The organism is Shewanella sp. LC6, assembly GCF_006385735.2.
Taxonomy (GTDB): Bacteria; Pseudomonadota; Gammaproteobacteria; order Enterobacterales; family Shewanellaceae; genus Shewanella; species Shewanella xiamenensis.
In genome coordinates this window covers 3,691,142-3,715,337 of record NZ_CP043902.1, presented here as the reverse complement: position 1 = coordinate 3,715,337, position 24,196 = coordinate 3,691,142, and the positions used below count along the sequence as shown (strand labels likewise).

The 24,196-nt window shown below is 45.5% G+C and carries 23 protein-coding genes; 14 read left to right on the top strand and 9 right to left on the bottom strand.

Features of this window, described 5'->3' with window-relative positions; genetic code table 11:
• Nucleotides 1-164 precede the first annotated feature (164 nt).
• The 4 genes from FJD32_RS16685 to FJD32_RS16670 all read left to right on the top strand — a co-directional run bounded on the left by FJD32_RS16685 (nucleotide 165) and on the right by FJD32_RS16670 (nucleotide 3,119).
• Nucleotides 165-839 (top strand): hypothetical protein, encoded by a 675-nt coding sequence (locus FJD32_RS16685; RefSeq protein ID WP_140906909.1) that lies wholly within the window; start codon nucleotides 165-167, stop codon nucleotides 837-839.
• A gap of 82 nt (nucleotides 840-921) precedes the next feature.
• Entirely contained in the window at nucleotides 922-1,542 is a 621-nt protein-coding gene (locus FJD32_RS16680; RefSeq protein WP_037428562.1) for a hypothetical protein, read from the top strand.
• 111 nt (nucleotides 1,543-1,653) lie between these two features.
• Nucleotides 1,654-2,472: a serine protease gene (locus FJD32_RS16675; RefSeq protein WP_037428560.1), complete on the top strand. Its 819-nt coding sequence runs from the start codon at nucleotides 1,654-1,656 to the stop codon at nucleotides 2,470-2,472.
• 95 nt (nucleotides 2,473-2,567) lie between these two features.
• Nucleotides 2,568-3,119 carry a hypothetical protein gene (locus tag FJD32_RS16670; protein WP_140906908.1) on the top strand — a complete coding sequence of 184 codons (552 nt, stop codon included), beginning with the start codon at nucleotides 2,568-2,570 and terminating at the stop codon, nucleotides 3,117-3,119.
• A 430-nt stretch (nucleotides 3,120-3,549) separates the two neighbouring features.
• On the opposite strand, the gene FJD32_RS16665 is transcribed toward FJD32_RS16670, so the two are convergent.
• The gene (locus FJD32_RS16665) at nucleotides 3,550-4,908 is read right to left on the bottom strand and encodes a YjiH family protein (protein WP_037415367.1); all 1,359 of its coding nucleotides are present in this window, start codon (nucleotides 4,906-4,908) and stop codon (nucleotides 3,550-3,552) included.
• Between the two features lie 702 nt (nucleotides 4,909-5,610).
• Between FJD32_RS16665 and FJD32_RS25120 the strand changes: the two genes are divergently transcribed.
• The gene (locus FJD32_RS25120) at nucleotides 5,611-6,318 is read left to right on the top strand and encodes a hypothetical protein (RefSeq protein ID WP_240199967.1); all 708 of its coding nucleotides are present in this window, start codon (nucleotides 5,611-5,613) and stop codon (nucleotides 6,316-6,318) included.
• Nucleotides 6,319-6,360: 42 nt separating this feature from the next.
• Here the strand turns inward: FJD32_RS25120 and FJD32_RS16650 are convergent, their stop codons facing one another.
• Together FJD32_RS16650 and FJD32_RS16645 are read right to left on the bottom strand one after the other, a co-directional pair.
• The gene (locus FJD32_RS16650; RefSeq protein ID WP_055647292.1) at nucleotides 6,361-7,233 is read right to left on the bottom strand and encodes a U32 family peptidase; all 873 of its coding nucleotides are present in this window, start codon (nucleotides 7,231-7,233) and stop codon (nucleotides 6,361-6,363) included.
• 31 nt (nucleotides 7,234-7,264) lie between these two features.
• Nucleotides 7,265-8,266 (bottom strand): peptidase U32 family protein, encoded by a 1,002-nt coding sequence (locus FJD32_RS16645; RefSeq protein ID WP_055647293.1) that lies wholly within the window; start codon nucleotides 8,264-8,266, stop codon nucleotides 7,265-7,267.
• A 138-nt stretch (nucleotides 8,267-8,404) separates the two neighbouring features.
• On the opposite strand from FJD32_RS16645, the gene FJD32_RS16640 reads away from it, so the two are divergent.
• On the top strand, nucleotides 8,405-8,941 hold the full coding sequence (locus tag FJD32_RS16640; RefSeq protein WP_055647294.1) for an SCP2 sterol-binding domain-containing protein: 537 nt from the start codon (nucleotides 8,405-8,407) through the stop codon (nucleotides 8,939-8,941).
• Nucleotides 8,942-9,027: 86 nt separating this feature from the next.
• On the opposite strand, the gene FJD32_RS16635 is transcribed toward FJD32_RS16640, so the two are convergent.
• Together FJD32_RS16635 and yegQ are read right to left on the bottom strand one after the other, a co-directional pair.
• Nucleotides 9,028-9,279 (bottom strand): YfhL family 4Fe-4S dicluster ferredoxin, encoded by a 252-nt coding sequence (locus tag FJD32_RS16635; protein WP_011621854.1) that lies wholly within the window; start codon nucleotides 9,277-9,279, stop codon nucleotides 9,028-9,030.
• Between the two features lie 3 nt (nucleotides 9,280-9,282).
• Nucleotides 9,283-10,656 (bottom strand): tRNA 5-hydroxyuridine modification protein YegQ, encoded by a 1,374-nt coding sequence (yegQ, locus tag FJD32_RS16630; RefSeq protein ID WP_055647295.1) that lies wholly within the window; start codon nucleotides 10,654-10,656, stop codon nucleotides 9,283-9,285.
• 365 nt (nucleotides 10,657-11,021) lie between these two features.
• Between yegQ and FJD32_RS16625 the strand changes: the two genes are divergently transcribed.
• Nucleotides 11,022-11,861: an HDOD domain-containing protein gene (locus FJD32_RS16625; RefSeq protein WP_037415376.1), complete on the top strand. Its 840-nt coding sequence runs from the start codon at nucleotides 11,022-11,024 to the stop codon at nucleotides 11,859-11,861.
• Nucleotides 11,862-11,946: 85 nt separating this feature from the next.
• Nucleotides 11,947-13,476, top strand: coding sequence for a bifunctional diguanylate cyclase/phosphodiesterase (locus FJD32_RS16620; RefSeq protein WP_140906907.1), 1,530 nt, complete (start codon nucleotides 11,947-11,949; stop codon nucleotides 13,474-13,476).
• On the opposite strand, the gene FJD32_RS16615 is transcribed toward FJD32_RS16620, so the two are convergent.
• Nucleotides 13,465-13,878, bottom strand: a complete 414-nt coding sequence (locus FJD32_RS16615) for a thioesterase family protein (protein ID WP_037415381.1) — start codon at nucleotides 13,876-13,878, stop codon at nucleotides 13,465-13,467. The two genes, FJD32_RS16620 and FJD32_RS16615, sit on opposite strands and share 12 nt — an antisense overlap.
• Before the next feature lie 173 nt (nucleotides 13,879-14,051).
• Complete coding sequence (locus tag FJD32_RS16610) at nucleotides 14,052-15,308, bottom strand: adenylosuccinate synthase (protein WP_037415384.1); 1,257 nt, start codon at nucleotides 15,306-15,308, stop codon at nucleotides 14,052-14,054.
• Between the two features lie 135 nt (nucleotides 15,309-15,443).
• On the opposite strand from FJD32_RS16610, the gene FJD32_RS16605 reads away from it, so the two are divergent.
• A complete protein-coding gene (locus FJD32_RS16605; RefSeq protein WP_037415386.1) occupies nucleotides 15,444-16,349 on the top strand; it encodes a LysR family transcriptional regulator in 906 nt (301 codons plus the stop codon).
• 21 nt (nucleotides 16,350-16,370) lie between these two features.
• On the opposite strand, the gene FJD32_RS16600 is transcribed toward FJD32_RS16605, so the two are convergent.
• Entirely contained in the window at nucleotides 16,371-17,192 is an 822-nt protein-coding gene (locus FJD32_RS16600) for a transporter substrate-binding domain-containing protein (protein WP_055647296.1), read from the bottom strand.
• Between the two features lie 529 nt (nucleotides 17,193-17,721).
• On the opposite strand from FJD32_RS16600, the gene FJD32_RS16595 reads away from it, so the two are divergent.
• Nucleotides 17,722-18,579, top strand: coding sequence for a sulfurtransferase (locus tag FJD32_RS16595; RefSeq protein WP_140906906.1), 858 nt, complete (start codon nucleotides 17,722-17,724; stop codon nucleotides 18,577-18,579).
• A 92-nt stretch (nucleotides 18,580-18,671) separates the two neighbouring features.
• Nucleotides 18,672-19,184: a DUF2937 family protein gene (locus tag FJD32_RS16590; RefSeq protein WP_069454462.1), complete on the top strand. Its 513-nt coding sequence runs from the start codon at nucleotides 18,672-18,674 to the stop codon at nucleotides 19,182-19,184.
• Nucleotides 19,185-19,226: 42 nt separating this feature from the next.
• On the opposite strand, the gene FJD32_RS16585 is transcribed toward FJD32_RS16590, so the two are convergent.
• Nucleotides 19,227-20,534, bottom strand: a complete 1,308-nt coding sequence (locus tag FJD32_RS16585) for an FAD-binding oxidoreductase (RefSeq protein WP_069454463.1) — start codon at nucleotides 20,532-20,534, stop codon at nucleotides 19,227-19,229.
• A 233-nt stretch (nucleotides 20,535-20,767) separates the two neighbouring features.
• Here FJD32_RS16585 and FJD32_RS16580 point away from each other — a divergent pair, with 233 nt between their 5' ends.
• The 3 genes from FJD32_RS16580 (at nucleotide 20,768) to FJD32_RS16570 (ending at nucleotide 23,819) form a co-directional block, all read left to right on the top strand.
• Nucleotides 20,768-21,316 carry a cupin domain-containing protein gene (locus FJD32_RS16580; protein WP_037415400.1) on the top strand — a complete coding sequence of 183 codons (549 nt, stop codon included), beginning with the start codon at nucleotides 20,768-20,770 and terminating at the stop codon, nucleotides 21,314-21,316.
• A 384-nt stretch (nucleotides 21,317-21,700) separates the two neighbouring features.
• Nucleotides 21,701-22,462, top strand: a complete 762-nt coding sequence (locus FJD32_RS16575) for a gamma-glutamyl-gamma-aminobutyrate hydrolase family protein (protein WP_037415404.1) — start codon at nucleotides 21,701-21,703, stop codon at nucleotides 22,460-22,462.
• A gap of 1 nt (nucleotide 22,463) precedes the next feature.
• Nucleotides 22,464-23,819 carry a glutamine synthetase family protein gene (locus FJD32_RS16570; RefSeq protein ID WP_037415407.1) on the top strand — a complete coding sequence of 452 codons (1,356 nt, stop codon included), beginning with the start codon at nucleotides 22,464-22,466 and terminating at the stop codon, nucleotides 23,817-23,819.
• The last annotated feature ends 377 nt before the right edge of the window (nucleotides 23,820-24,196 follow it).

Genomic DNA, 24,196 nt, shown 5'->3' with positions numbered 1-24,196 from the left:
AGATAATAGGTTTGGAAAACGCGCATGCGCGTTTTTCCAGATGGTGTATTTGGAAGAAAGCTGATAAGTTCTTTGCATACAGATAGTTAACCGTGCGCGTTTTCACTGGTCCAACGAGGTAAACGCGCATGCGCACGAATAAAATGTTAGCTTTCAGGAGAAATATGAAGTTTTATCTCTTTATCTTGGTGATTTTTAGCTCGCAAGTTGCTTACGCTGAAAGCCTTAGAAAAGTACGACTTGATGACACTACGATTTGTTATCCATCTAGTTTTTCACCGGACAGTTCATTTATGAACGCATTTCTGGATCCTATCGCTGACAAGCTCGATAGTTCAGATGGTCAAGAATTGATATACATCCCAGCTCAAAATATTAAGGCTAAGGTGTCGGGATACACATTAAGCCATATCAACAAGAATGGGGTTGATTTTGAGCATGAGCTAATGGGGTTGGCATATGCAAGCTCACAGATTGGCAATCCTAATGGAATGGCTGAAGCAGCTTGGAACGTTTACGACAGAAGAGATACCGTGTTTGTGGAAAAAGACCCAAGCCTGCCTTTTTATCGTGTTTACGAGTATCACGAGCCTCTGTTTATGTGGCACCTTGTTCGATCTGAGCCTTTGAAGAACCCAGGAAAAGCTATTCCAGCGGACTGGTATATAGGCCATTGCTCTGAATCGGCAGGCAGCTTTAGCTGCAAACAAACAATTAATTTTGAGTCCATATTCTATGAATATGAGCTACAAGCACATGATCTACATCTTCGTAGCGAAGTCAGTGAAACCGTGAAATCTCTGTTTAAAGAGTGGAAACAGAACTGTGAAAAAAGCTAACAATGCGCTGTTGTCGGACTGTTTTTCCGCTGCGCTCCAAAACAGCCGCAAAGCGCGGCGTTATGCGTAAAGGAAATACCGAGTGAGTAGCGAAGACTGGTATAGAAACAAAGAGTGGAGCGAAGAAATTGAAAGCAAGTTCTTCGAGAAGCTAAAGCGTGCTCGTCGAAAAGAGCAGTATTTGCGAATCCAGGCTTGCACCATTGCCAGTACAGAACCTGATATTGCACTTTCGCTACTCAAACAATACTTCGAGCTTAACGATGACTTCGACCATGCTCAGGCTTACTGTGATATGGCAACTGCATATATCGCTAAGGGTGAGCTCGAAAATGCAATCAACTCTTATGGCAAGGCTTTAGAAAGAGAGTCGGTATTTCCAAATTTAAAGACCGATGCATATATTCTTTATCCGCTAGTGATCGTTGAGAACAAACTTTCTAAGTTATATCAGTCTGCCAACCAAGTCCTAGATGAACATCAGGAGCGGTTAATGTTTCCAGTTGACCATTTTCGTTGGCATGCAGCAAAGGCAATAATTTCCGCAGAAAGTGGCAACTCTGAGCAGGCTGCCAATCATGCCGGACAAGCATTTGACGCTGCTCAAATAAAGAAGTCTGGTTTTCGGTTCCATCAAAACCTTGGCTTGGTGGGCAAAGAATATAAAGGCTTGGTAAATGAGCTTCGTGCCATTCACGCATAACAAGTCAAAGCACTCGGACTTGGTAAAGCTGTCACCTTTTTCGCTTGCGCAAAAAAGCCGCCAACTTCACCAAGCCGGTGTTAGAGGCGTTAGGCATCAGGAGATATACACATGGAATTGAGTCCCGCAGAGCAATTTGCTCATAGCACTGTACGAATTGAATGTGATATGAAAGGTGGTGGGGTTGGTACTGGTACTGGCTTTTTCTATAGCTTGGATAAAAACGGTGATCAACATATCCCTGTTATCGTAACCAACAAGCATGTAATAGAAGGGGCAACCAGAGGTCGATTTCTCCTAACCTTGAGAAATGCCGAAGGTGGTCCTGATATTGGTAACTCAAAATCATTTGAGCTTGATAACTTTCAAGCAAGATGGCTACCACATCCTGATAATGAAGTTGACCTATGCGTTATGCCTATAGCGCCGCTAATCCGGGAAGCTGAAGCAACAAACACCCAGTTTTATTTTATAACTCTGGATAAGGAGCTTATTCCCACAGAGGCCGATCTAAACGATATGCTCGGGTTAGAGAATATTTTAATGGTTGGCTATCCTAACGGATTATGGGACAAGGCTAATAACCTTCCAATTTTCAGAAAAGGTGTTTTGGCATCTGATTACAAAAGAGATTGGAACGGAAAGAAAGAGTTTTTGATTGATGCGGCTTGTTTTCCTGGCTCCAGTGGCTCACCTGTTCTGCTGTTTGAGATCGGTAATTACCAAACTCGTAATGCGCTTGTGATGGGGTCTAGGATAAAGCTTTTAGGGGTGTTATACGCAGGACCTCAACATACGGTGCAAGGTGATGTAATAGTTGTTCCAGTTGCAACGCAACAACGAGCAGTGGCTGTTGCAGGAATTCCGAATAATTTAGGGATCATCATAAAGGCGGAGCAGTTGTTGGCCTTTGAAGGGAAGCTGAAATAATGCCTAACAAATCAATTAACTTCGCGCCTTCGGCGCCGGACGCGCTACCACGCGCCGCTTATTTCAGACGTTAGGTGTCAATAGCAATTCATCTCATGGCTTCTCAAATGTATATGAAAAAATTAAGTGAAATAACAAGAACGGAAGTTTTTTTTACTTCATCTCTGCATCATGCGTATGTCAGCGATCGTGAACCGCTTCAAACGTTGTTAATCAATAAGCTAGGTTTGGATAGTGGTGTTGAAATAATAGATAGTGGCTATGAAATATGTTTATTCAGAGATTTAGCGAAAGAGGGATATATTGGTCGTGAAGATAAGTCGTTTGAGAAACAGACATTCGATAATGTGTTTGTTCTTTCTGATGAATCAATCGTATTGGTTGAGGCCAAAGCAAACCAAAAATTTAGCCCTAATCAAATCGAAAAGATGGTTCTTGCTAAAGAAATGATACAGAGTAGTGAGCTACCTTGGAATCAAGTTTATCTTGTAGGGTTGTGCTCATCGAAATACAGGCCTAAAGCAACTACTGTTAGGAATTTCGACGCCGTTATTACTTGGGCTGAAGTTGCGGTATGTTCAAATGAACACAGAGCTGTTTTTGAACGAGCCGATAACATTTACAATGACCGCGCAGCGCACAGCTAACAAAGTTGTAAACGCGAACAAAAAACCGTTGGCTTTGTTCGTGCCTCACAAAATTTTAGCCAACAATTTTTTGCCGATTACAACGCCGTTATCGCCATAGAAATTTTTATCCGAAATTCGCCTGATGCAGCCGAGGTTCTGACACGCTTTTGTCCCTTAGCTTTTTGCGTACATACGGCAAATGGGTAGTTAAAATTGGCATTGGGGCATCAGTGACCGTTGGCGACATGGATGTCGCCGTCGAGCCTATAGGGATATATTCACGGCGAGTCACTGGGGAAACAATGACAATAAACTCGTTGAGCAGATCAAATGGCTATTTTGCTTTTATTCTTAAACTGAGTTGTGTGGTTACGAGTGGAGTTTGGACAGTATAAAAAAGGGGAGTCAGTTAATCTGACTCCCCTTGATATTTTAGGTGATGTTGCGCTTAGAACAGCAAATGAGCCACGCCAGCAATGACTGGCAACGTCACTAAGGTACGCAGTACGAACACGACAAATAGCTCAACAAAATTCACTGGGATCTTACTGCCAATCAGCAGCGCGCCCACTTCACTCATGTAAATCAGCTGTGTGACTGATAAGGCAGCAATCACAAAGCGGGTCATATCCGATTCGATAGAGCTGGCTAAAATCGACGGGATAAACATATCGGCAAAGCCGACAACGATGGTTTTAGAGGCTTCGGTCGCTTCAGGGATATGCAGCAGTTCCAGTAACGGAATAAACGGCATACCTAAGTAATTGAAGATGGACGTATGCTCGGCGATGATCAGCGCCGTGGTACCAATGGCCATTACTACAGGGAGAATGCCAAATATCATATCGATAACGTTTTTAATACCTTCATTTAAGACGGCTTTGATACCACCAGCACTGGCCGCTTTCTCGAGCGCTTTATCAAAGCCCCAAGAGAGTGCGCCGTGTCCTGCGGGGATCATCTCATCATCGGGTTGACGTGGCGTATCGTCGATATAGTTATCCTTCTTCCACGACAGTGGCGGTAACTTAGGTACAATCACGGCCGCCGCAAAACCCGCTAAACACACAGTCAGGTAGAAGGGCACAAACATATGCTCTAACTTCACCTGTGAGATCACCACTAAGCTGAAGGTAATTGACACCGCCGAGAAGGTGGTACCGATAACCGCGGCTTCCCTTTGGGTGTAAAAACGCGCTTCGTATTGCTTGCTGGTCAGCAGGATCCCAACGCTACCATCACCTAACCAAGAGGCCATACAGTCGATGGCGCTGCGACCTGGCAGGTTAAACACGGGGCGCATCACTTTAGTCAGCAGAGTACCAAATAGCTCTAATAGACCGAAGTTTAATAGCAGTGGCAGCAACATACCGGCGAAGATAAACACCGAGAAGAGTACGGGTAACAGGTCGTTCAGCACTAAGGCACCAGTACTTGAGGAGTTAATCGCTTCAGGGCCAATGCCAAAGTAGGTCAGCACGATAAAGACAGCGCCAACGACACGGGTGGTAAGCCACAGCGGGCTGATGTTGAGTAAACCATTGAGGAAGTGATTGTTCAGCACAAACTTAGGTTTGAGTAACTTTGTCAGCACAGAGGCAAAGGCCATGGCGACAACAATCACAGTCACGATTAAGGTTAATACATCGCTTAACACGCTTTGCAGTGCTTTAGAGATGATTGCGATGGGAATCGTTATCGCATCGTTATAGCTGATAGGGGTCATAAACAGCAGCAGACCGATCAGCGAAGGGACGATAAAGGTGAGTATCGTCTTAATGTTGCGGTTTTTATGTTCAGTAGCCAATGGTGTACACCTTAAAGTACGAGTCGCACAAATAAACTTGAATAAATGCTCTCTCAAAACCGCATTCTTTGCTGGGGTGAGGTGCATTTTCATTCAACTCAAAATCGAGAAGGGGGAAGATTACTCGCTTAGCGCCGCCATGTAAAACGATTCGGAAATTTGTTTGAGATAAGCAGCAAAATAGCATAGTTATTTGGACGATTTCTAATGAATGATTTGGGCATAAAATAGCGTTTTGATGCAGTTTATTTTAATTTAATCAACTAATTATAGAATGGTGTTGCGAATTGTTTATTGAGTTGTTTTGCTCTTGGGGTTATTGGTTTTTTTGTGATATTTTGTTCAAAATTTTCTCAATGGATCTTCACTAATTACACTTTTAGATGCTTTTTTGTCCATGAATCGTATCGGGGCTTCAGTTGTTGCTAACTTAATGTGAGCCAACTAACACTGGTGAGAATGATGGGGTAACCTTTTGGGACGATACAGCGATAATTGAATTTATTGTGATTATTTATTCATTTTTAACTTTGGATTTGCATATATTTTATTGAAAAATGACTAAATTACGAGTGTTTTTGCGATGACTAAAAAATCGCGAATAGTGATGAAATAAAATATTACGCTAAAGAGGATAGGGGCCGCTTTAATTCTTTGTAATTCCATGTAAGTTAGTACTACTTTGGTTTGGCTAAATTATCCATGACTGTTATAAAAATGAATATGGCGACAAGGGGCTCGGCACTTGCCACTAAGTTTGGTTTTCTTGGTATTTTTGGATTGATGCTGGGGATCTGTGTGGCGGTATTCGGATTTGATTATTCTGAAACACGCTCCTTCAATTTTTTAAATCATACACTGAGTGAATTGGGAACCTATGGCCATTCTAGCTTTGCCGTGGTGCTCAATGGCGGTTTATTTTTTGGCAGTTTAAGCGTTGTTTTTTATTGTCTTTCCTCCCTACAGACTGTAAGCGGGTTTTGGGGATATCCTTTCTTTTGCGCTCTAGCACTGACGTTTTTAGCCTTAGCCTGTGTTGGGCTATTTCCAGTCAATGTGTATCACTTGCATATCCTCGCACTTAAATGGTTTTTCTACTTTGGCAGCTTAAGTGCAATTTGTTATCTACTATGGGTGGGATTCGGCTCGCAGCACCGTCAGCGCTTGACGATATTATTAGCGCTGTTGGTATTGCTCAGTATGATGACTTTTCTCTATGTGCCGCTGTTAGCATTGGGCTTAACGGAAGGAGACAGACCTTTCTATCAAGAAATGGTGCTGCAATTGCCAAGGCCCGATTTATGGTGGCCTGCATTGTTAGAGTGGATTGCGCTTGGGAGTTTATTAAGTTGGACGGCGGCGCTACTGCTTACTCCACAGTCACTCGCTCAGGAGCCAGCTCCCGAGTGAGTGATTAAGCTGATAGCCCATAAAGCTATCAGCTTAAGGATTTCAGTAGCCTAAGGATTTCAGTCCTGCCTCGCCAAACCAGTAACCGTTACAGTGCTCATCGCTAAGAGGAAACTGAGCGTCCGTTGCCCTAGTCTTTAACGCCTCGACCAGCGCATCGGCCTGAGTGATACAGGCTAAGCTGCTGGGCGAAACCCGAAACACATCTACGCCAACCTTTATCATTTCATTGATTTCACTGCGTAAATCGACACAGCTGGCCGACTGGGTTTGAATGCCATTTAACCTCAGCAAAGGTTGAGCTTCTTGGGTTTGTGCTAGTAAACCCTTGCTGTATTGGCGGCAAACGGTTTCGCAGCTGTCCTTCGACAAATGTTGATGCCTAGCGGTAAAGCAGCGCGCCGAGTGGGCGAGCGGCAAGTAGCCATGGCCGAGCACTTCGACTTCGAATGCGGGCTTGTTCTCTATCACTTGGCTAAGCCAAGTCTTCGACAGTTCTACCGGCATCACAAAGCGCTGCATACCAAAGCGCTGCAAAATATCTAAACTGGCGCGGTTGTAGTTATTGATGCTGGCGCCGCAGACAAAGGGTAGCTTGTGCTCCTTGGCGAGATACACGGCCGCCATGTCGTTGGCCTCAATGCTAAATTCGCCATTATCGACCTGACGTTTAAGCTCTGTGTATTCCGAGGGCGCTTCGATAAGGGCGAGTGTCGACAGCACTACCTCTTTACCCGCAGATTTCAGCATTTTGGCCAGTTCGAGATAGTCACCAAATTTGAGTTCGCGTCGACGGCTACAGACGGCTTCACCCAAATAAACTAACGGGATCTGACTATTGGCCACCTGCTGGTAAAAGTCGATGACCTGTTGTTTTTCCCAGCAATAGAGCAGTGGGCCGAGGGAAATTTTCATAATCGTTTCTTCTTCGTGGTTATCGCTAGGGCTATTGCCAGTCGCGCTCGTAGGCGCCTAAGGTGGTAATTTGGCCTTCGGAGACTTTAGCAAGGGCTTGCTCCCAATGGGCCTGAGTCTGGAATTTATCTGGCTGATGAAGATAGGTATCAATCGCTTGGCGCCAAACCTTGGTCACCTGTTCTACATAGGCAGGGCTGCGCTGACGCCCCTCAATCTTGAGTGACACTATGCCCGCTTTGGCAAGCTCAGGCAGCAAGCTAAGGGTATTTAAACTGGTGGGGGACTCGAGCAGATATTGCGGTTTATCATCGTCTTGGGTGAGATAACGGCCTTTACAGACGACGGGGTAGCCCATTTGCTCATCGAGCCCTGACTTATCAATCAAGACTTCGTTGAGGCGGGTCAATCTGTCTTTGCCCTGTTCTTGCCAGCGCACGTGTTTCGCTGGCGAGCAAGAGCCACCAGTGTTTGGCGATTGGCCGGTAACATAGGAGGATAAGTGGCAGCGGCCTTCGGCCATAATGCACAGGCTGCCAAAGGCAAAGACCTCTAAATCGACAGGGCTGACCTTGGCTAAGTCACGCACTTGTTTCATCGATAGCACTCTGGGTAACACCACCCGCGCGATATTAAAAGCCTCTTTATAAAAGCTCAGTGCGCCCAAGTTGGTGGCGCTCGCTTGTACCGATAAATGCAGCGGAATATGCGGATATTGCCTATGGGCATAGTCGAGCAGCGACAGATCGGCGACGATTAAGGCATCAACGCCAATGCTGGCCGCCAAGTCGATGGCCTGATACCAACGGTGCTCCTCATTCGGCTTAGGAAAGGTATTTAGGGTGAGGAAGATTTTCTTGCCCCGCTGATGGGTCAAATCGGCGGCTTCCTGTAATTTTGCAGGGGTGAAGTTTAAGCCCGCGAATGAACGTGCATTGGTATCATCCTTTAACCCAAGGTAGACAGCATCGGCTCCGGCCTGCAGCGCCGACTTTAGCGAGGCCAGGTTTCCTGCTGGACACAACAACTCCATAATGGTGCTCCCGATAAAATAACAGGGGCAGAGTGTAGGGAAGATTGAATGGCGGTGAATTGATTTAAAACAGGTTTAAGATCATAAAATCTCGGTAAACTGGGAGATATAGTGTTTTTTATCCTTAGGTAACTGCTTATGTCCGCTGTTTTTTCAGCTAATCTTGCAAAACAACTGCTCGAACTCACCCCAAAACTGATCCGTTTGCCACTCTCTAAAGTGCCCTTTAGCCTCAAGGCTAAGGTGCTAAGCCAACTACTAACACAGCTGCTGGCGTCGCAGGCTGAAGATGGCGAGTTAGATTTTTTGGCAGGTAAGTGGGTTGCGATTCGAGTTGAAGATCTAAATCTGCATTTTGAAGTGAGTTTCGATGGCCGTTGGCAGGTGCGTGAACTGACCGATGCCCAAGTGACATTTAGTGCCAAGTCTGCGGAATTATTGTTGGTTGCGGCGGCGAAAGAAGACCCTGATACGCTGTTTTTCCAGCGTAAACTGAGTATTGAAGGCGATACCGAGTTAGGGCTTGAGGTAAAAAATCTGCTGCTCAGTATCGAATTTGCTAGCTTGCCGACACCCATTCGCTTGAGCGTTGAAAAACTGGCCGATGCCATTGTGCGTTTGCAGCTTGAGGCAAAACCGACGGTGATTTTAGCTAAATCCCCAAGCTTAAGCTGATGCGAACGTGGCTGTAATCAACCGATAAACAAAAGCCCCGCTTAGATTGCGGGGCTTTTTGTTAAGTTTAAACGGCTGACGCTCAATCAAATTTTTTGCGTGAGTATGGCAAATTTGACTAACAGCTCGTCGTGGGACTCGACACGGTTAGGGTCAGGGTCAATACAATCAATCGGACAGACGGAAACACAGGTCGGCTTATCGTAGTGGCCTACGCATTCGGTGCAGCGGTCTGGGTCGATTTCATAGATTTCTTCCCCCATGGTGATAGCCTGATTTGGGCATTCAGGTTCACACATGTCGCAATTGATGCAGCTGTCGTCGATCAGTAATGCCATGCCTTAGCCTGCTTCGTGTGGGTTACGGGTATCCTGACCTTGAGGCAGGTTACGCAGTAAAATGCCGTGGTTCAGATCAACCTCTTTCGGCACGGGCAAGTAAACGGTATGGCCCGAACCTAATCCCGCTTCAACCGCTTCGGCTTTGCGGTTTTCGAGTTGTTCGATGGTGAGGCTGATATTGCCCTGCGGCGTCATTAATTCAACGCTATCGCCGACGGAGAATTTGTTCTTCACTTCGATTTCGGCAAGGCCAGCCAGATTGCGTTTACCGGTTAATTCACCCACAAATTGTTGGGTATCGCTGACCGAGTAGCCATAGTCGTAGTTTTGGTATTCATCATGGACATGGCGACGTAAGAAACCTTCGGTGTAGCCGCGGTGCGCTAAGCCTTCGAGTTGATTCATCAAACTGCGATCGAAGCTCTTGCCTGAGGCAGCATCGTCGATGGCCTGACGGTATAGCTGTGCGGTACGGGCCACATAGTAGAAAGACTTAGTACGGCCTTCGATCTTCAGCGAGTCGATGCCCATTTTGGCCAAACGCTCAACGTGTTGGATTGCGCGCAGGTCCTTAGAGTTCATGATATAAGTGCCATGCTCATCTTCAAACGCTGGCATATATTCACCGGGGCGATTGGCTTCTTGCAGCAGGAATATTTGATCGGTCGCAGGACCCGCGCCTAAGGTCGGCGTCTCGATTTGCACCGTATTAGCTTGTGGCGACAGAGCAATGATATCGCCCGAGTCGGTTTGCTGCGCTTCATGCACATCGTATTTCCAACGGCAGGCGTTAGTGCAAGTGCCTTGGTTTGGATCGCGTTTGTTGATGTAACCCGACAGCAAACAACGGCCTGAGTAGGCCATACACAGGGCGCCGTGGACAAACACTTCTAACTCGATATCGGGGCAACGTTGGCGAATTTCTTCGATTTCATCTAAGGATAATTCACGGGATAAAATCACCCGTTTAATGCCTTGGGTTTGCCAGAATTTGACCGACGCCCAGTTAATGGCATTCGCTTGCACCGATAAATGCACCACCTGCTCAGGGAAAGCCTCACGCACCATCATGATAAGGCCAGGATCTGACATGATCAGCGCATCGGGCTTCATCGCCACTACTGGCTCCATATCTTTGATATAGGTTTTGAGCTTGGCGTTGTGGGGAGCAATGTTACTCACCACATAAAGCTTTTTACCCAGCGCATGGGCTTCTTCGATACCCGTTGCGAGGTTTTCCATCTTAAAGTCGTTATTACGTACCCTTAGGCTGTATCTCGGCTGACCGGCGTACACGGCATCTGCACCATAGGCAAAGGCGTAACGCATGTTTTTCAGCGTCCCAGCGGGAGATAACAACTCTGGTTTAAACATAATGACTCTCGAATTGGTTGGTAGATGGAGGCGCAATGCGCGGGGGCGGCATTTTACACAATCAAAGTAGGCTTATGCAAATTGCTACGTCTAAGATTAGGTATAGTTCGCGTTTTACGAATATACCTACCATTCTTACTCTGACGATCGTGCGAGACCATGAATCCATTTGTGTGTTTCCATTGATTTTCACCTTTAACTTAATCTGAGATATCAAAGCGTAAAATGTTTTGTCGTGAGACTAAATTGATAACAGCGTCATACAAATAATTAACGTCTGATGCTTTTTTCTGCCCATCAAATGATCGTCAACTGATATACTCCAACTATTACCGCTTTATGTTTGCAGATTGATGGGAGCGAAGATGTCTACTGAACATCTACTGTTAGTCGGATTACTTAAAAAATTAAAAGATGATGCCTTAGTATTGCCAACCTTGCCTGAAGTCGCCATGCGGGTGCAAGAAGTGGTGAGCCGCTCAGATGCAAGTCTTAAGCAAGTGGCAGAGGTGATCGGTCAAGATGCGGCCATTTCGGCGCGTATTATTAAAGTGGCCAACAGTGCCTTGTATAGTCGTGGGATTCCCGCCGAGAGTATTAATAGCGCAGTCTCCCGTATTGGCTTAATCCAAATTAAGAGTATTGCGACATCAGTGGCGATGGAGCAGCTATTTATTTCCACCAATGAAATGGTGTGGGAAGTGATGGATGAGGTTTGGCGTACTTCTATCGATGTGACGGCCGCGGCTTGTGCCATATTGCAGATGTACAATAAGCGTCGTCCTAGCCAGTTAAATTTAGACACTTTAACCCTTGCAGGTTTAGTCCATAATATCGGTGCTTTGCCTGTGCTCACTGAGGCGGAGGCCCATCCTGAGTTATTTACCAGTATTGAGCAATTGCGTTCTTTAGTACGTAAAATGCAAGGCCCTTTAGGTCGTGCCGTGTTAAAAAGTTGGGATTTTGCCCCTGAGGTGATGGAAGTAGTTGAGCGATGGGCTGATTTGCCCTATTTACCCGACCATGTTACCTACTTAGATTTTATCCGTGCCGCGGCATTCTACACTGGCGAGTTACGCGCAGGAGCTGATTTTGAGCAGCGGATGGATGTGTTTGTTAGCCGTGGATTACCCGTCTCGGCGAATGACTTAGCAAGTGATGAATTTATGGATAAATTCCATTCAATCAAAGAAAGTTACCAGTAATCCTAGGGCTTAGAAGGAAATTAATCTTGTCCTATGGTGAGGAAATATTGGTCATTAGCTTACGCTGTAAGATTGAGGCCTAGGTATGGTTATTTTGGAGTTTATCAGTTTAGCGTTGGTTATCGTTTTGATCGCCGTGCTGTTTCTTTTACGCACAAGATCCCAAGCATTGCGCCAACAGCAGCAATTCTTAGCACAGTTATGCCCTCAACTTGAAAAGCAAAAGACGGACCGAAGCCCACTTAACATTACAGACGTGCCGCAAGAGTATGCGTCCCTGTATCATTCCTTAAATGAGATGTTAGCCGCGTTACCCGCGGGGATGGGCAAAGATAAGCTGACAGGGTTAAATAATCGTGTTGGGCTTAAACGCGCACTGGCTTCGTTAGTGCCTATCACACAAGGTACTTTAGTCCTTATTGATATTTATCGTTTTCGCTATGTGAACGATCTTTTTGGGTTTGTGTTTGGCGATATTTTGCTAAAACAGTTTGCCGAGCGGTTAACTGGCTTAAGCCTAAAACCGAAACTGATTGCCCGCTTAAATGGTGATGAGTTTTTTCTCTATTACGAGCAGAGTTTGTCGCAGGAGTCGTTGCTGCATTTACGTGGGCGCTTGCAGGTACCCTTTAAAATTAAGGATACGCCAGTCAGTGTGCGCCTACAAATTGGCTGTTTGCAATTAGCGCAGCACCATGCAGACGTGAGTAATATGCTCAGAAGACTCGATTTGGCACTCAAAAAAGCCCGTTCAACTCGAATCGAAATTGCCTGTTACAGTGAGAATGATGATATTCGCCAGCTGCGAGAATTAAAGATTATTGATAGCTTGCCTAATGGTTTACAACGCAATCATTTATACATGGTTTACCAACCTAAGCAGGATGTTACCTCAGGGGGATGCACTCAGGTCGAGGCATTAATCCGCTGGGAACATGAAGAGCTAGGATTGGTTTCTCCTGGGGAATTTATCCCACTTGCCGAATGCGCGGGTATGATCGATCTCGTTAGCCATTGGGCCTTAGAACAAGTGCTCCAGCAGCAGGTAAAATGGCGATTAGCGGGGATTTCTGTTTGTGTTGCGTTGAATTTATCGACTCGCGATCTCGATAGTGAAACCTTACCCCATGAAATCGATGCGCGCCTAAAGCATTACCAGTTACCGCCAGAATGCTTAATGATTGAAATTACTGAGAGTACTTTGATGGCAGATTTAAATAAAGCCGTTGATACCTTAGCGCAAATCCGCAGCCTTGGGGTAAAACTCGCCATCGATGATTTTGGTACAGGTCATTCTTCCCTCGCTTATTTAAAACATTTACCTGCAAACGAAGTGAAGATTGATAAAGCATTTCTTGAGGATCTGAAACCGAACGAACCCTCTGAATATATCCTTGAGGCCAGCATTAATATTGCTAAAAAACTCGGTTATGAGGTAACGGTCGAAGGCGTCGAAACCCAAGAGGTGCTTAATTTCTTAGTCAAGATGGGCGTCGATCGGATTCAAGGCATATGCTACGCCAAGCCAATGCGGGCAGTAGAGCTTGAGATGCACTGGCATCGACTCCGTCCTGCACCCAAAATGCTTTGCGTCAATATGGGGTCACATTCCTAAGCTTAATTGAGTGATTAACTCTGCTGGCATCGGCGCGAGTTGTCGCGCTTGATTCATACAGACCATTTCAATGGTGGCCGTGACCGCAGGTTTTTTGCCGTTGGGTCGCCAAATTTCCTGCTGCCATACAGTGCGGTATTTACTCTCAAAGTAGAACTTAGTGCGGATATCGATGATGTCGGCAAATTCCACGCCTTCGTGGCACAACATATCACTGCGATACACGGCGAAACCTAATTGTTGCTGTTGCCAGAGCTCGCGTAAACGCTCGGCGCCAATCACATGCTCACGGGCACGCTCGAAGTATTTCAAAAAGTTCGGGTGATACACCACACCAGAAAAGTCGGTATCTTCGTAGTAAATTTGCACAGGAAAAGAATAAGTCGGGCTAAATTGCGGCATAAAATCATCGATATAGGATTATTCATTTGAGCGCAGTCTAGCGGTTTATTTTGTGAAACAAAACCCAAGAGAGTCGCTCAGTCCCATTGGAATGGGGGATGAGTATAAAAAGCAAAAGTAAAAAGCCATATTCGCCGAAACGAATATGGCTTTTTTGTAGGGTAATCGATGCGTTAGCGAATGATCATTTGATCGCGCTCAGGTCCAACTGACACCATGCTGACGCGCACGCCCATGAGGGCTTCGATGCGTTCAACATAATGTTGTGCAGCCTTTGGCAGACTTTCGAAGGTACGGCAAGTGGTGATGTCTTCACTCCAGCTTTCCATTTGCTCATACACTGGGCTTAATGCAGCCGTTTGTGGCCAAATTGGGTTCTCAGTGTGCTCACCATCGTAGGCAACACAAATCTTGAGATCTTTCATGCCTGTCAGGCAGTCAATCTTGGTCAGGGCGATTTCAGTTGCTGCTTGCAGCTCAACACCATTACGAGTAGCAACGGCATCGAAGTAACCCATATCACGTGGACGACCCGTAGTCGCACCAAACTCGTTGGCGTTTTTACGGAAGTCATCCTGCTCTTCCATCGCGGTAACTAAAGTACCCGTACCGACAGATGAGCTAAAGGCTTTGGCTACGGCAATGATGCGCTCTGGGCGCAGCGCGGGTAAGCCACTGCCTAGACCTGCGAAAGCCGCTGTTACGTTAGAAGAGGTTGTGTACGGATATTCACCGTAAATTAAGTCACGACCTGCGCCTAATTGCGCTTCAAACAGTAAGTTAGCATCTTGTTTTTGCAGCGCTTTTAATGGCTCTGTCACGTTACAGATAAAGGGACGCCATGGCGCGGTGACATCTAATAACCACTGAGTCATTTCGGCGGCAGTTTGGGAGAAGTCACAGCTTGGATAGAGCGCCTTTAATTGTGGTAGCTTCCAATCAAGCATAAATTGAATGCGCTCTTGCAGCACTTCGGGTTGCTTTAACCAACCAACCAGAATGCCTTTTTTCATCACGCGATCGCCATAGGCTGGAGCGATACCTTGACGGGTTGAACCGTAGGCCAGATCGCCTAATCGTTGTTCTTCTAAGGTATCTTCCAGTGCGTGGATCGGTAAGCAAAGGGTTGCACGGTCAGAAATGCATAATTTAACTTCAATGCCAGCCGCTTCGACTTCGGCGATCTCAACACTGAGTTTTTCAGGGCTGATCACCATGCCTGGGCCAAGTACTGCAACGCAGTTTGGATTGAAAATACCGCTAGGTAATTGGTGTAATTTAAAGGTGCCATAGTCGTTTACGACTGTATGGCCTGCGTTGTTACCGCCTTGAAAGCGAACACTCGCAGCAGCATCTGCGGCTAAATAATCTACGATGCGGCCTTTGCCTTCATCACCCCAATTTGCACCCACAACTACGATAGACGGCATAACATCATCTCCACAGGAATTAAGCGGTTATGCTAGACCCCGTTATCGAATAAGAGAAATTAATTATAGTTATCACATCGATAAGAAAGTCATATATCATGACGCAATTGGGAATGATGGATGGAGATAAAAGCAATGCTCGAACTTCATTGGCTAAAAACCTTTGTGACATTGGCTGAGTGTAAACACTTTGGTAAGGCAGCTGCGGCGCTGCATATGACACAGCCCAATGTCAGCCTGCATATCAAACAACTTGAGCAGAACACGCGGGTGAAGTTGATTGAACGTAATCCGTTTAGGTTAACTCAGGCGGGGTTCCGTTTGCTCGAGAGCAGTCAGAAGACCTTGATGGAGTTGCAAGTGTGTCAGGCGGATCTCAATGCCATCAACGATCTTAGCCAAGGTACCTTAACCATAGCGGCTAGCGACATCATTTCTCGCTTGTTGTTAATTCAGCCTTTTCAATTGTTTAAAGCGGAATTCCCCGGGATTGATTTTTCCCTGCTTAATACGACTTCGTTTCAAGCCTCTGAACTGGTCACCAATGCCGAGGCGGATTTAGGTTTTGTTATCGCTCAAAAGGAAAGTCAGCCGCTACATTTTACTGAGTTGCAGCAAATCAAATGGTGCGCACTTGGGAATAATTTAGCGCTATGGCAGCAGAGTCAAGGGCGTGATGATATGCCATTAGCGGAGCAACCAACCTTGATTTTACTTGGGCACGATACCCGTACCCGCGAGCTGCTTGATCCCGCCTTACCTAGCTTAAATTTGCCTCGCTATCGGATTATGGAAGTCGGCAGTGTTGATGCCCAAATCGATTGGGCGGAGGCTGGCTTTGGGGTGGCTATTGTGCCTGAGTTTTCCATTTACACTAAGACAAACTTAAAGAGTAAGGTGACACCACTGCCGGATTTTCCAAGTACAAGCCTAGGCTATATTGTGCGCCAAAATCAGATTTTATCTAAAGCCATTAAACAGTTATTGCAGTGGGTCAATCAAGAGATTATCCGCATTCAAGGGCAGAGTGTGGGGAGCTAACTTCAAGGCTGGATTAGGTGATTAGTTAGCACTCAACAATTGCAGATATTGGCCATTTTCTTTCAGCATGGATAAGCCTTGATCGAGGGCTTTAGCTAATAACGCAGCTTTAGGGTTTTCCTTCGAGAACGCTAAATAAATCTGACTGCTGTGGTTATTGAATGCGGCAATCACTTCATCGGTTACCCCCATGTTTTGCAGTTTTTCTTGTGCGACAAGATCAAACATAACAGCAGCATCGATTCGGCCAATCAGCAGTAAATTGATTAGTTGTTGTTGGGTGGCGACGGTGACGAGATTGAGTTGGCGTTGTTTGACTAATTCAGGAAATTCATCGCCATACTCATAGCTTTTTATCACCCCAATAATGCTACCTTTTGGGATTTTCCATTTATTTTCTGCAATTAACGGACGCTGTTTTCGTTGGTAAAAAGAGGCTTTGGCAATAAATAAAGGTGTATTACCAAACACAAATCGCTGCTCGGTACTGGCTTCTCTTGTGACATTAAATACTCCATCGACAGCCCCTTTTTCGGCCATCATCAAGGCTCGGCTGTAGGGCACAACAAGACTATTGACCTCAATGTGAGCTTGTTTAAATGCGGCTTCGATCAGTCGATGAGAAATGCCTTGGCCAAACTGGTTTGCAAATGGGGGCCAACTATCTTCGGCTGCTAAGGTAACAGTCTGAGATGAGGAGTTTTGTATAACATTTTGACTTTCTTGAGCTTTAGCTTGATGGCTGACTAAGAATAACAATAATAGTGAGGTACTCAGTAAAAAAAACAGTGTCGAAAAACGTCGCTGCTCAATTTTAGCCTTGGTCTCACCGCAAACACGCATTTTATGTCCATATTAGCCTATTCCTAATGGGGTAACTTATAGCATAAGTCTTTATTATGAGGCCAATTATTTTGAGCTGTGCATGGAGAATTGTGAGCCTCACTTTACCTACTGATAACGAGTAAATGGTACCTATTAGACTAGAAGTCGTGAAGGCGAAGATGGCTAGCTGGTGTGCTAGGGTTAAAGATATGATGATTTATCTGACGCTATCTCGGTTTAGCCTTTCAAAACCTCAAGTTGAGCGTGTTTTTTATATTGTTATTCAATGTATTGGCTTAGTTTTGATTCAGCGATTATAGGCCGTTAAGTATCAAGGTTATCGAAAAATGCTTGTTGCACCTGTAGAAAATAGCTGGTTTAGTGGAGGTGAATCACCACAAAGCCTAAATCATTTTGAAAGTATTTAGGGGGCGTTTTCAGGTTAAATTGCTGTCAAAATACCCCGAAACTTCAATACGCCATTAATGCAAGATAATCGCGATGGGGTGTTGAATTTGAATCAATAAAACAACAATAAGGACAACCAATGGAATATCCTCTCGTCAGTACTCAATGGCTCGAAGCGCATCTTACCTCGCCTGATTTAGTGTTACTCGACGCCAGTATGGCCGTGGTTTTGGGCAAAGAGCCGATTGTCTATTCAGAGCCTGTATGTATTCCTCGCTCGAGGCGCTTTGATGTGGAAGAGGATTTTTGCGATAAAACGTCTTCTCAAACCCATGCCTTACCCAAATTTGAACAGTTTGTAGAAGGAATTGCCAAGCTTGGTATTAGCCCGAACAGCGTGGTTGTTATCTATGATAATCAAGGTATTTATTCATCTCCGCGCGCTTGGTGGATTTTCAAAGTAATGGGATTTCACCGTGTGTATGTGCTCGATGGTGGCTTACCTCAATGGATGGCTGAAGACAGAGTCACCTCATCTCGCTACCAGGAAGAAGGGATAGATTGTGGCGCAAGCGATAGTGAGAAACTGACTGCTGTACTGGAATATCAGCCTGCGAAGGTGATGGATGCTGAGGCTGTGTTAGCCAAGCTTGATGATAGCGATAGTGCAATTATTGATGCACGGGGATCGGCGCGCTTTTTAGGCCAAGTGAGTGAGCCGCGACCCGGAGTGCGCAGCGGGCATATTCCCCATTCGGTCAATCTCCCCTTTGGTGACGTGCTCAATGGCTTCAAAATCAAAGATGTGGCCGAATTGGTTAAGCTGTTTCAAGGGCTTGTTAGCGATAAACCGTTAAGGATTTTTAGCTGTGGCTCGGGTATTACCGCCTGTATTTTAATCTTAGCCTCGGTCGCTTCGGGGCATACTGATGCTGTACTTTACGATGGTTCTTGGGCTGATTGGGGCAGTCGCAACGATTTACCCATCGAGCGTTAAACGATATTAGGTGGAGTGCTGTCCTTCGGAATGCTAACCTTGCCGCAATCAATTGACTGTGATATGTCCTTTGACTTATCAAGGAGTTTGTCATGATAACCAGATTGTTCGATAAATTGATCTTTGGCTTTATCTTAGTGATGGCGCTGCAACTCCCCCAATTAGCCGATCATTATCAGCAATTTTTGGCGGGGCTCTATACTTCGACTCAATGGCAAGTTGAGGGCTATAAGGCCACGGCTAAGGCGTATCACTTCAGCGATGTGGAAACCATGATCGCCCGCCATTTGCAAAATGAAGAGCCTAGCGTTAGGGCGGATGCCGAGCAAAAGCGCCAGACGTTGGCTCTGCTGCAAACACTTCAACAGGGAATGCAGACTTTTGAGCAGGGCAATCTCTTCGAGAAAACCGCCTATATGTTCAATCCCGCTCGTTTTGAATATTTAGAGCAGACTATTGTTAACTTTAAGCCTGGCATCCCGTTAACCGCCAGTGGTATCGGTTTTGGCGTGTTGGTGGCGTTAATCGTGCATTATCTTGGTTCACTGCCTTTTATTCTGTGGGCAAGGCGGCGTAGGCGGATTAAATTAACCCGCGCCCTATAGGTCGTTGGATACTTGCGCGTTTATCCAACGACAGAGCAAACCTTAGAATAAGTCCTTAAACCTGTGGTACAGCATACCTGCAGCCAGCATAGGCGAGCGGAATGTGGGGCCGCCAGGGAAGGTCATATGCTTAATCTTGGCGAATACATCAAAATATCCTGCTTGCTGACAAATGGCTTCGGCTAGGAGTTTTGCTGCCATGTGGGTGGCATTTACGCCATGACCTGCATAGGCTTGGGCGTAAAAAATATTACTCGCATCGGGTAGGCGACCAATTTGCGGCATACGGTTGGCGCCAATGCCTATCATGCCGCCCCATTCGTAATCGATGCGGATGCCTTTTAATTGTGGGAATACCTTTTCAAGATTGGGCCTAAGTGCTGCCTCTATATCCTTTGGATCTTTTCCTGAATAAGTACAAAGGCCACCAAACAGTAAGCGTCTATCCGCTGATAAGTGGAAGTAATCTAGGGCGATTCGCATATCTGCAAATGCCATGTTTTGCGGGATAAGGCTTTGGCATTGCGCTTCTGTGAGTGGTTCAGTTGCAAGTAGATAACTCCCCGCAGGAAGCACCTTACCGCCGATGTAGCTATTTAATTTATGGCCAATATAGGCGTTGCCTGCGAGTACGAGATATTGGCAAGTCACTTCGCCTTTTGCCGTTAATACTCGCGGTTTATTGCCTGAAATAATCTTTTCTACGGCGCTGTATTCAAATAATTGCGCACCTAATTCACGGGCAACACGAGCCTCACCCAAGGCCAAGTTAAGTGGATGTAAATGGCCACTTCCCATATCCACTAGGGCACCTTGGTAAAATTCTGAGCCGATAACTTCACTGAGTTGGGATTGGGTCAGCAGCTTTATTTCATGCTGATATCCTAGGCTTTTAAGACTGTCGAATTCGTCTTGAAGCTCAATCATATGTCGAGGCTTCACCGCAAGATCGCAATAGCCCATTTGTAAGTCACAATCGATATCATGGGTCTGTATCCGATTTCTAACGATCTCCACGGCTTCAAAGCCCATTTGCTGGATCGCACTGACACCTTCTTGTCCAATTTCGTTTATAAATTGCGCTGGGTCATGGCCAATACCGCGGATCAGCTCACCGCCATTGCGTCCTGAAGCGCCCCAGCCAATTCGTTTGGCCTCAAGCAACACCACACTTAAGCCTCGCTGTCTTAGCTCAATCGCTGTGTTAATGCCGCTAAAGCCGCCACCCACAATACAAACATCTGCCGTTATGCTGCCTTCAAGTTGAGGGTGATCGTAAATTTCTTTAGCAGTATCAAGATAATAAGAGTGAGGGTATTGTTCACTGTGCACTGGAGGTTTAGTGGCCATTAGGGCTCCAAAAAATTGTTTTTATTGTAAATTGGGCTTGTCTCAGTATACTCATCACACTTTTGTGATACTGCTTTAAAGTGTTCGTTTTATTTAACACACTTTTTAGCTAGAATACAACCGAAGCGATTAAACTCACGCTTTTAGGGCTAAAATGTGTTTGGGATGGTGTTTATCCTGAACAACCGTTCTTCATCTATCGGGGCGACCGATCCTTTGGGGAGATGTGAAATTTGGATATTGGAGCCAGTCTCAGAACTGTTCGAAAAATGAAAGGCTTATCCCAACGCGAGTTGGCTAAGCGTGCTGGTGTGACTAACAGTACGATTTCAATGATCGAAAAAAACAGTGTTAGCCCATCCGTCAGTTCTTTGAAAAAAGTATTGTCGGGTATCCCTATGTCTTTAGTCGATTTTTTCTCAATTGAAGCTTCAATTGAGTGTGAGCAAAAAGTGGTATATCGCTCCGATGAACTCCTCAACATAGGTACTGGGCCATTAGAATTCAAATTGATTGGTCGTGATTTTCCCAATCGTGCTATGTCGGTGATGAGTGAAACCTATCCACCGGGTTCGGATACGGGCGAGGAAATGCTGAAACACGAAGGTGAAGAAGCTGCCATGGTGATTGAAGGCAAGTTCGAGCTTACCGTTGGCGACGAGGTATATATCTTAGAAGCGGGTGATAGCTATTACTTTAATAGTGAGCTACCCCATCGATTTCGCAATCCCTTCGATGAGCCTTGTCGGCTGATCAGTGCTACAACCCCTGCTAATTTCTAATTGCGTAACGCTGTCCTAGATTGCCTAGGGTAGCGTTCTCTTTGAGAACCCACCAGTTACTCACCATATTAGTCCGGCTTTGGATTGTAATATATCATTCAAAGTGTAAATAATATTTTTCAAATGAACTTAGGTTTTCAGTCTTTATCTTTGGCTAATTTTCATCCTGACAATACTGCTGGTGGTTGTTTTATCATCAAAGAACAAAGATTGTTAGTTTAAGTTTCTGTATTAAAACTGAAAATTACGCATTTAAATCAAACTGTCATTAACAAGTGTTTAACCTCTTGCCTGAGGTTAAATTTCGGTGTACTGTGTGAAAAAATGAACATTAAAAATTAACTTGTTCATTGTACTCGTGAATAAATGCTTGGAAGGTGAGTTATGTCTACCCTGTTACCCCTTATTGGTGTTATTGCGTGTAACCAACGATTGGGTTCACACCCTTTTAATATTGTTGGCGAAAAATACCTATTAGGTGTGGTAAATGGTGCTAAGGGGTGGCCACTTGTGATCCCATCCTTAGGCGCGGACCAACCTATCGAAGCCATTCTGGCAAGACTTGACGGTATTCTGTTTACGGGTTCGCCCTCTAACGTTGAGCCACACCTTTATGCGGGGGTACCGAGTGAAGCGGGTACTCACCACGATCCTAAGCGTGACGCTACGACACTACCACTTATTCGAGCTGCCATTGCTGCGGGAGTCCCCGTGCTTGGGATTTGTCGCGGTTTTCAGGAAATGAACGTGGCTTTTGGTGGCAGTCTGCACCAGAAGTTACACGAAGTGGGCGGTTTTATTGAACATAGAGAAGATAAAGAGGCCTCGTTAGAGGTGCAATATGGGCCATCCCACAGTATTACTGTGGAGCCTGGGGGGGTCATTTACGAGGCTTGGGGCCGTAACTCTGCAGAGGTTAACTCTGTGCATACTCAAGGCGTGGAGCGCCTTGGGATGGGGTTGCGGCCAGAAGCTTGTGCTCCTGATGGTCTTGTGGAGGCTTTCTCCGTGATAGATGCCACTGAATTTGCCCTCGGTGTGCAATGGCATCCTGAATGGAAAGTAAGTGAAAACCCATTTTACCTCTCAATATTCAATGCCTTTGGCGATGCGTGTCGTCGTAGGGCTACAACTCGAGTGAAATAAAATGAATAAGCTAATCGCTTTTTTAAAAGAACGAAAAATCACAGAAGTCGAATGTGTTATCAGTGATATGACTGGTATCGCCCGTGGCAAAATTGCCCCAGTAGATAAATTTCTCGATGAAAAAGGTATGCGCTTACCCGAAAGCGTGTTGCTGCAAACCGTCACCGGTGACTTTGTCGACGATGATATCTATTACAGTTTGCTCGATGATGCCGATATCGATTTTGTCTGCGTTCCCGATGAAAATGCAGTATTTATGCTGCCTTGGACGATTGAAGCTACGGCACAGGTGATCCACGATTGTTACGACAGAATGGGCAATCCTATCGAATTATCACCTCGTAACGTCTTGAAAAAAGTGCTGTCTCTTTATGATGAAAAAGGCTGGGAGCCTGTTATTGCACCTGAGATGGAGTTTTACCTGACCAGCCGTAGCGATGATCACGATTTACCCCTCAAGCCGCCTATTGGCCGCTCAGGCAGACCGGAAGCGGGACGTCAGTCTTTTTCAATTGATGCCGCCAACGAATACGATCCTCTGTTTGAAGATATGTATGACTGGTGTGAAATTCAGGGTTTAGATATTGATACGCTTATCCATGAAGATGGCCCAGCACAGATGGAGATTAACTTCAGTCACGGTAACCCGTTATCATTGGCGGATCAGGTATTTGTGTTTAAGCGCACTCTACGTGAAGCGGCATTAAAGCATAATGTTTGCGCTACCTTTATGGCAAAACCCGTAACCGATGAGCCGGGTAGTGCTATGCATATTCATCAAAGCGTGATTAACAAAGAAACCGGTAAAAATATATTTACCAACGAAGATGGTACGCAAAGTGCGTTGTTTTTGAGCTATATCGCAGGGCTACAGAAATTTATCCCTGAACTCCTACCTTTGATGGCCCCAAATGCTAACTCGTTCCGTCGATTCTTACCGGGAACCTCTGCGCCCGTTAACTTGGAATGGGGTGTTGAAAATAGGACCTGTGGTTTACGTATTCCGGAATCTTCACCTCAAAATCGTCGTATTGAAAACCGCATTCCTGGTGCGGATGCTAACTGCTACTTAGCCATTGCTGCGAGTTTACTCTGTGGTTATATCGGTATGGTCGAGGGACTCAAACCCTCCACACCCGTTCAAGGTAAATCCAATGAAAGCCGGAGCAATAACCCACACTGCTTACCATTAACCTTGGAAGAGGCGTTAGCCGCGATGGAAGAAAGTGATGCCTGTAAGGAATATTTAGGTGAGTCCTTTACCACGGGCTTTGTGGCCGTCAAACAGGCCGAGCTTGAAAATTTCCGCAGAGTGGTGAGTTCGTGGGAGCGAGAATTTTTATTACTCAGTGTATAAAATGTTTTACATAGGTTGCACTGTTTTTGTTCAATGTTGTCATTTTGTTAACGGATTCTAACGCCTGACAATGAGAACATTCAAACAGTGATTAAAAACTCTCTGCACCATTTTGGGTTGCTTGCTTAACTTTGGTGCAGAGTGCTTTTAACCTTAAGTGCTTACTTTGGATAAAGGGAAGATTTATCTGCTCTTTTGAGTGCTCATTCATTTAGTGTCTCTGTGTGCGGTGCTTGGGTCCTAAGAGTAAATACATAAAGTTGAACCTGTAAGTTTGGTTTTAACTGGCTGTTAGTTAATAACTTTGTAAGATGGTTGCAGCGGTTTCCCTAGGGGCTTGAGGCATTTGCCTTAATATTGCAAGATGTATGGTGTTA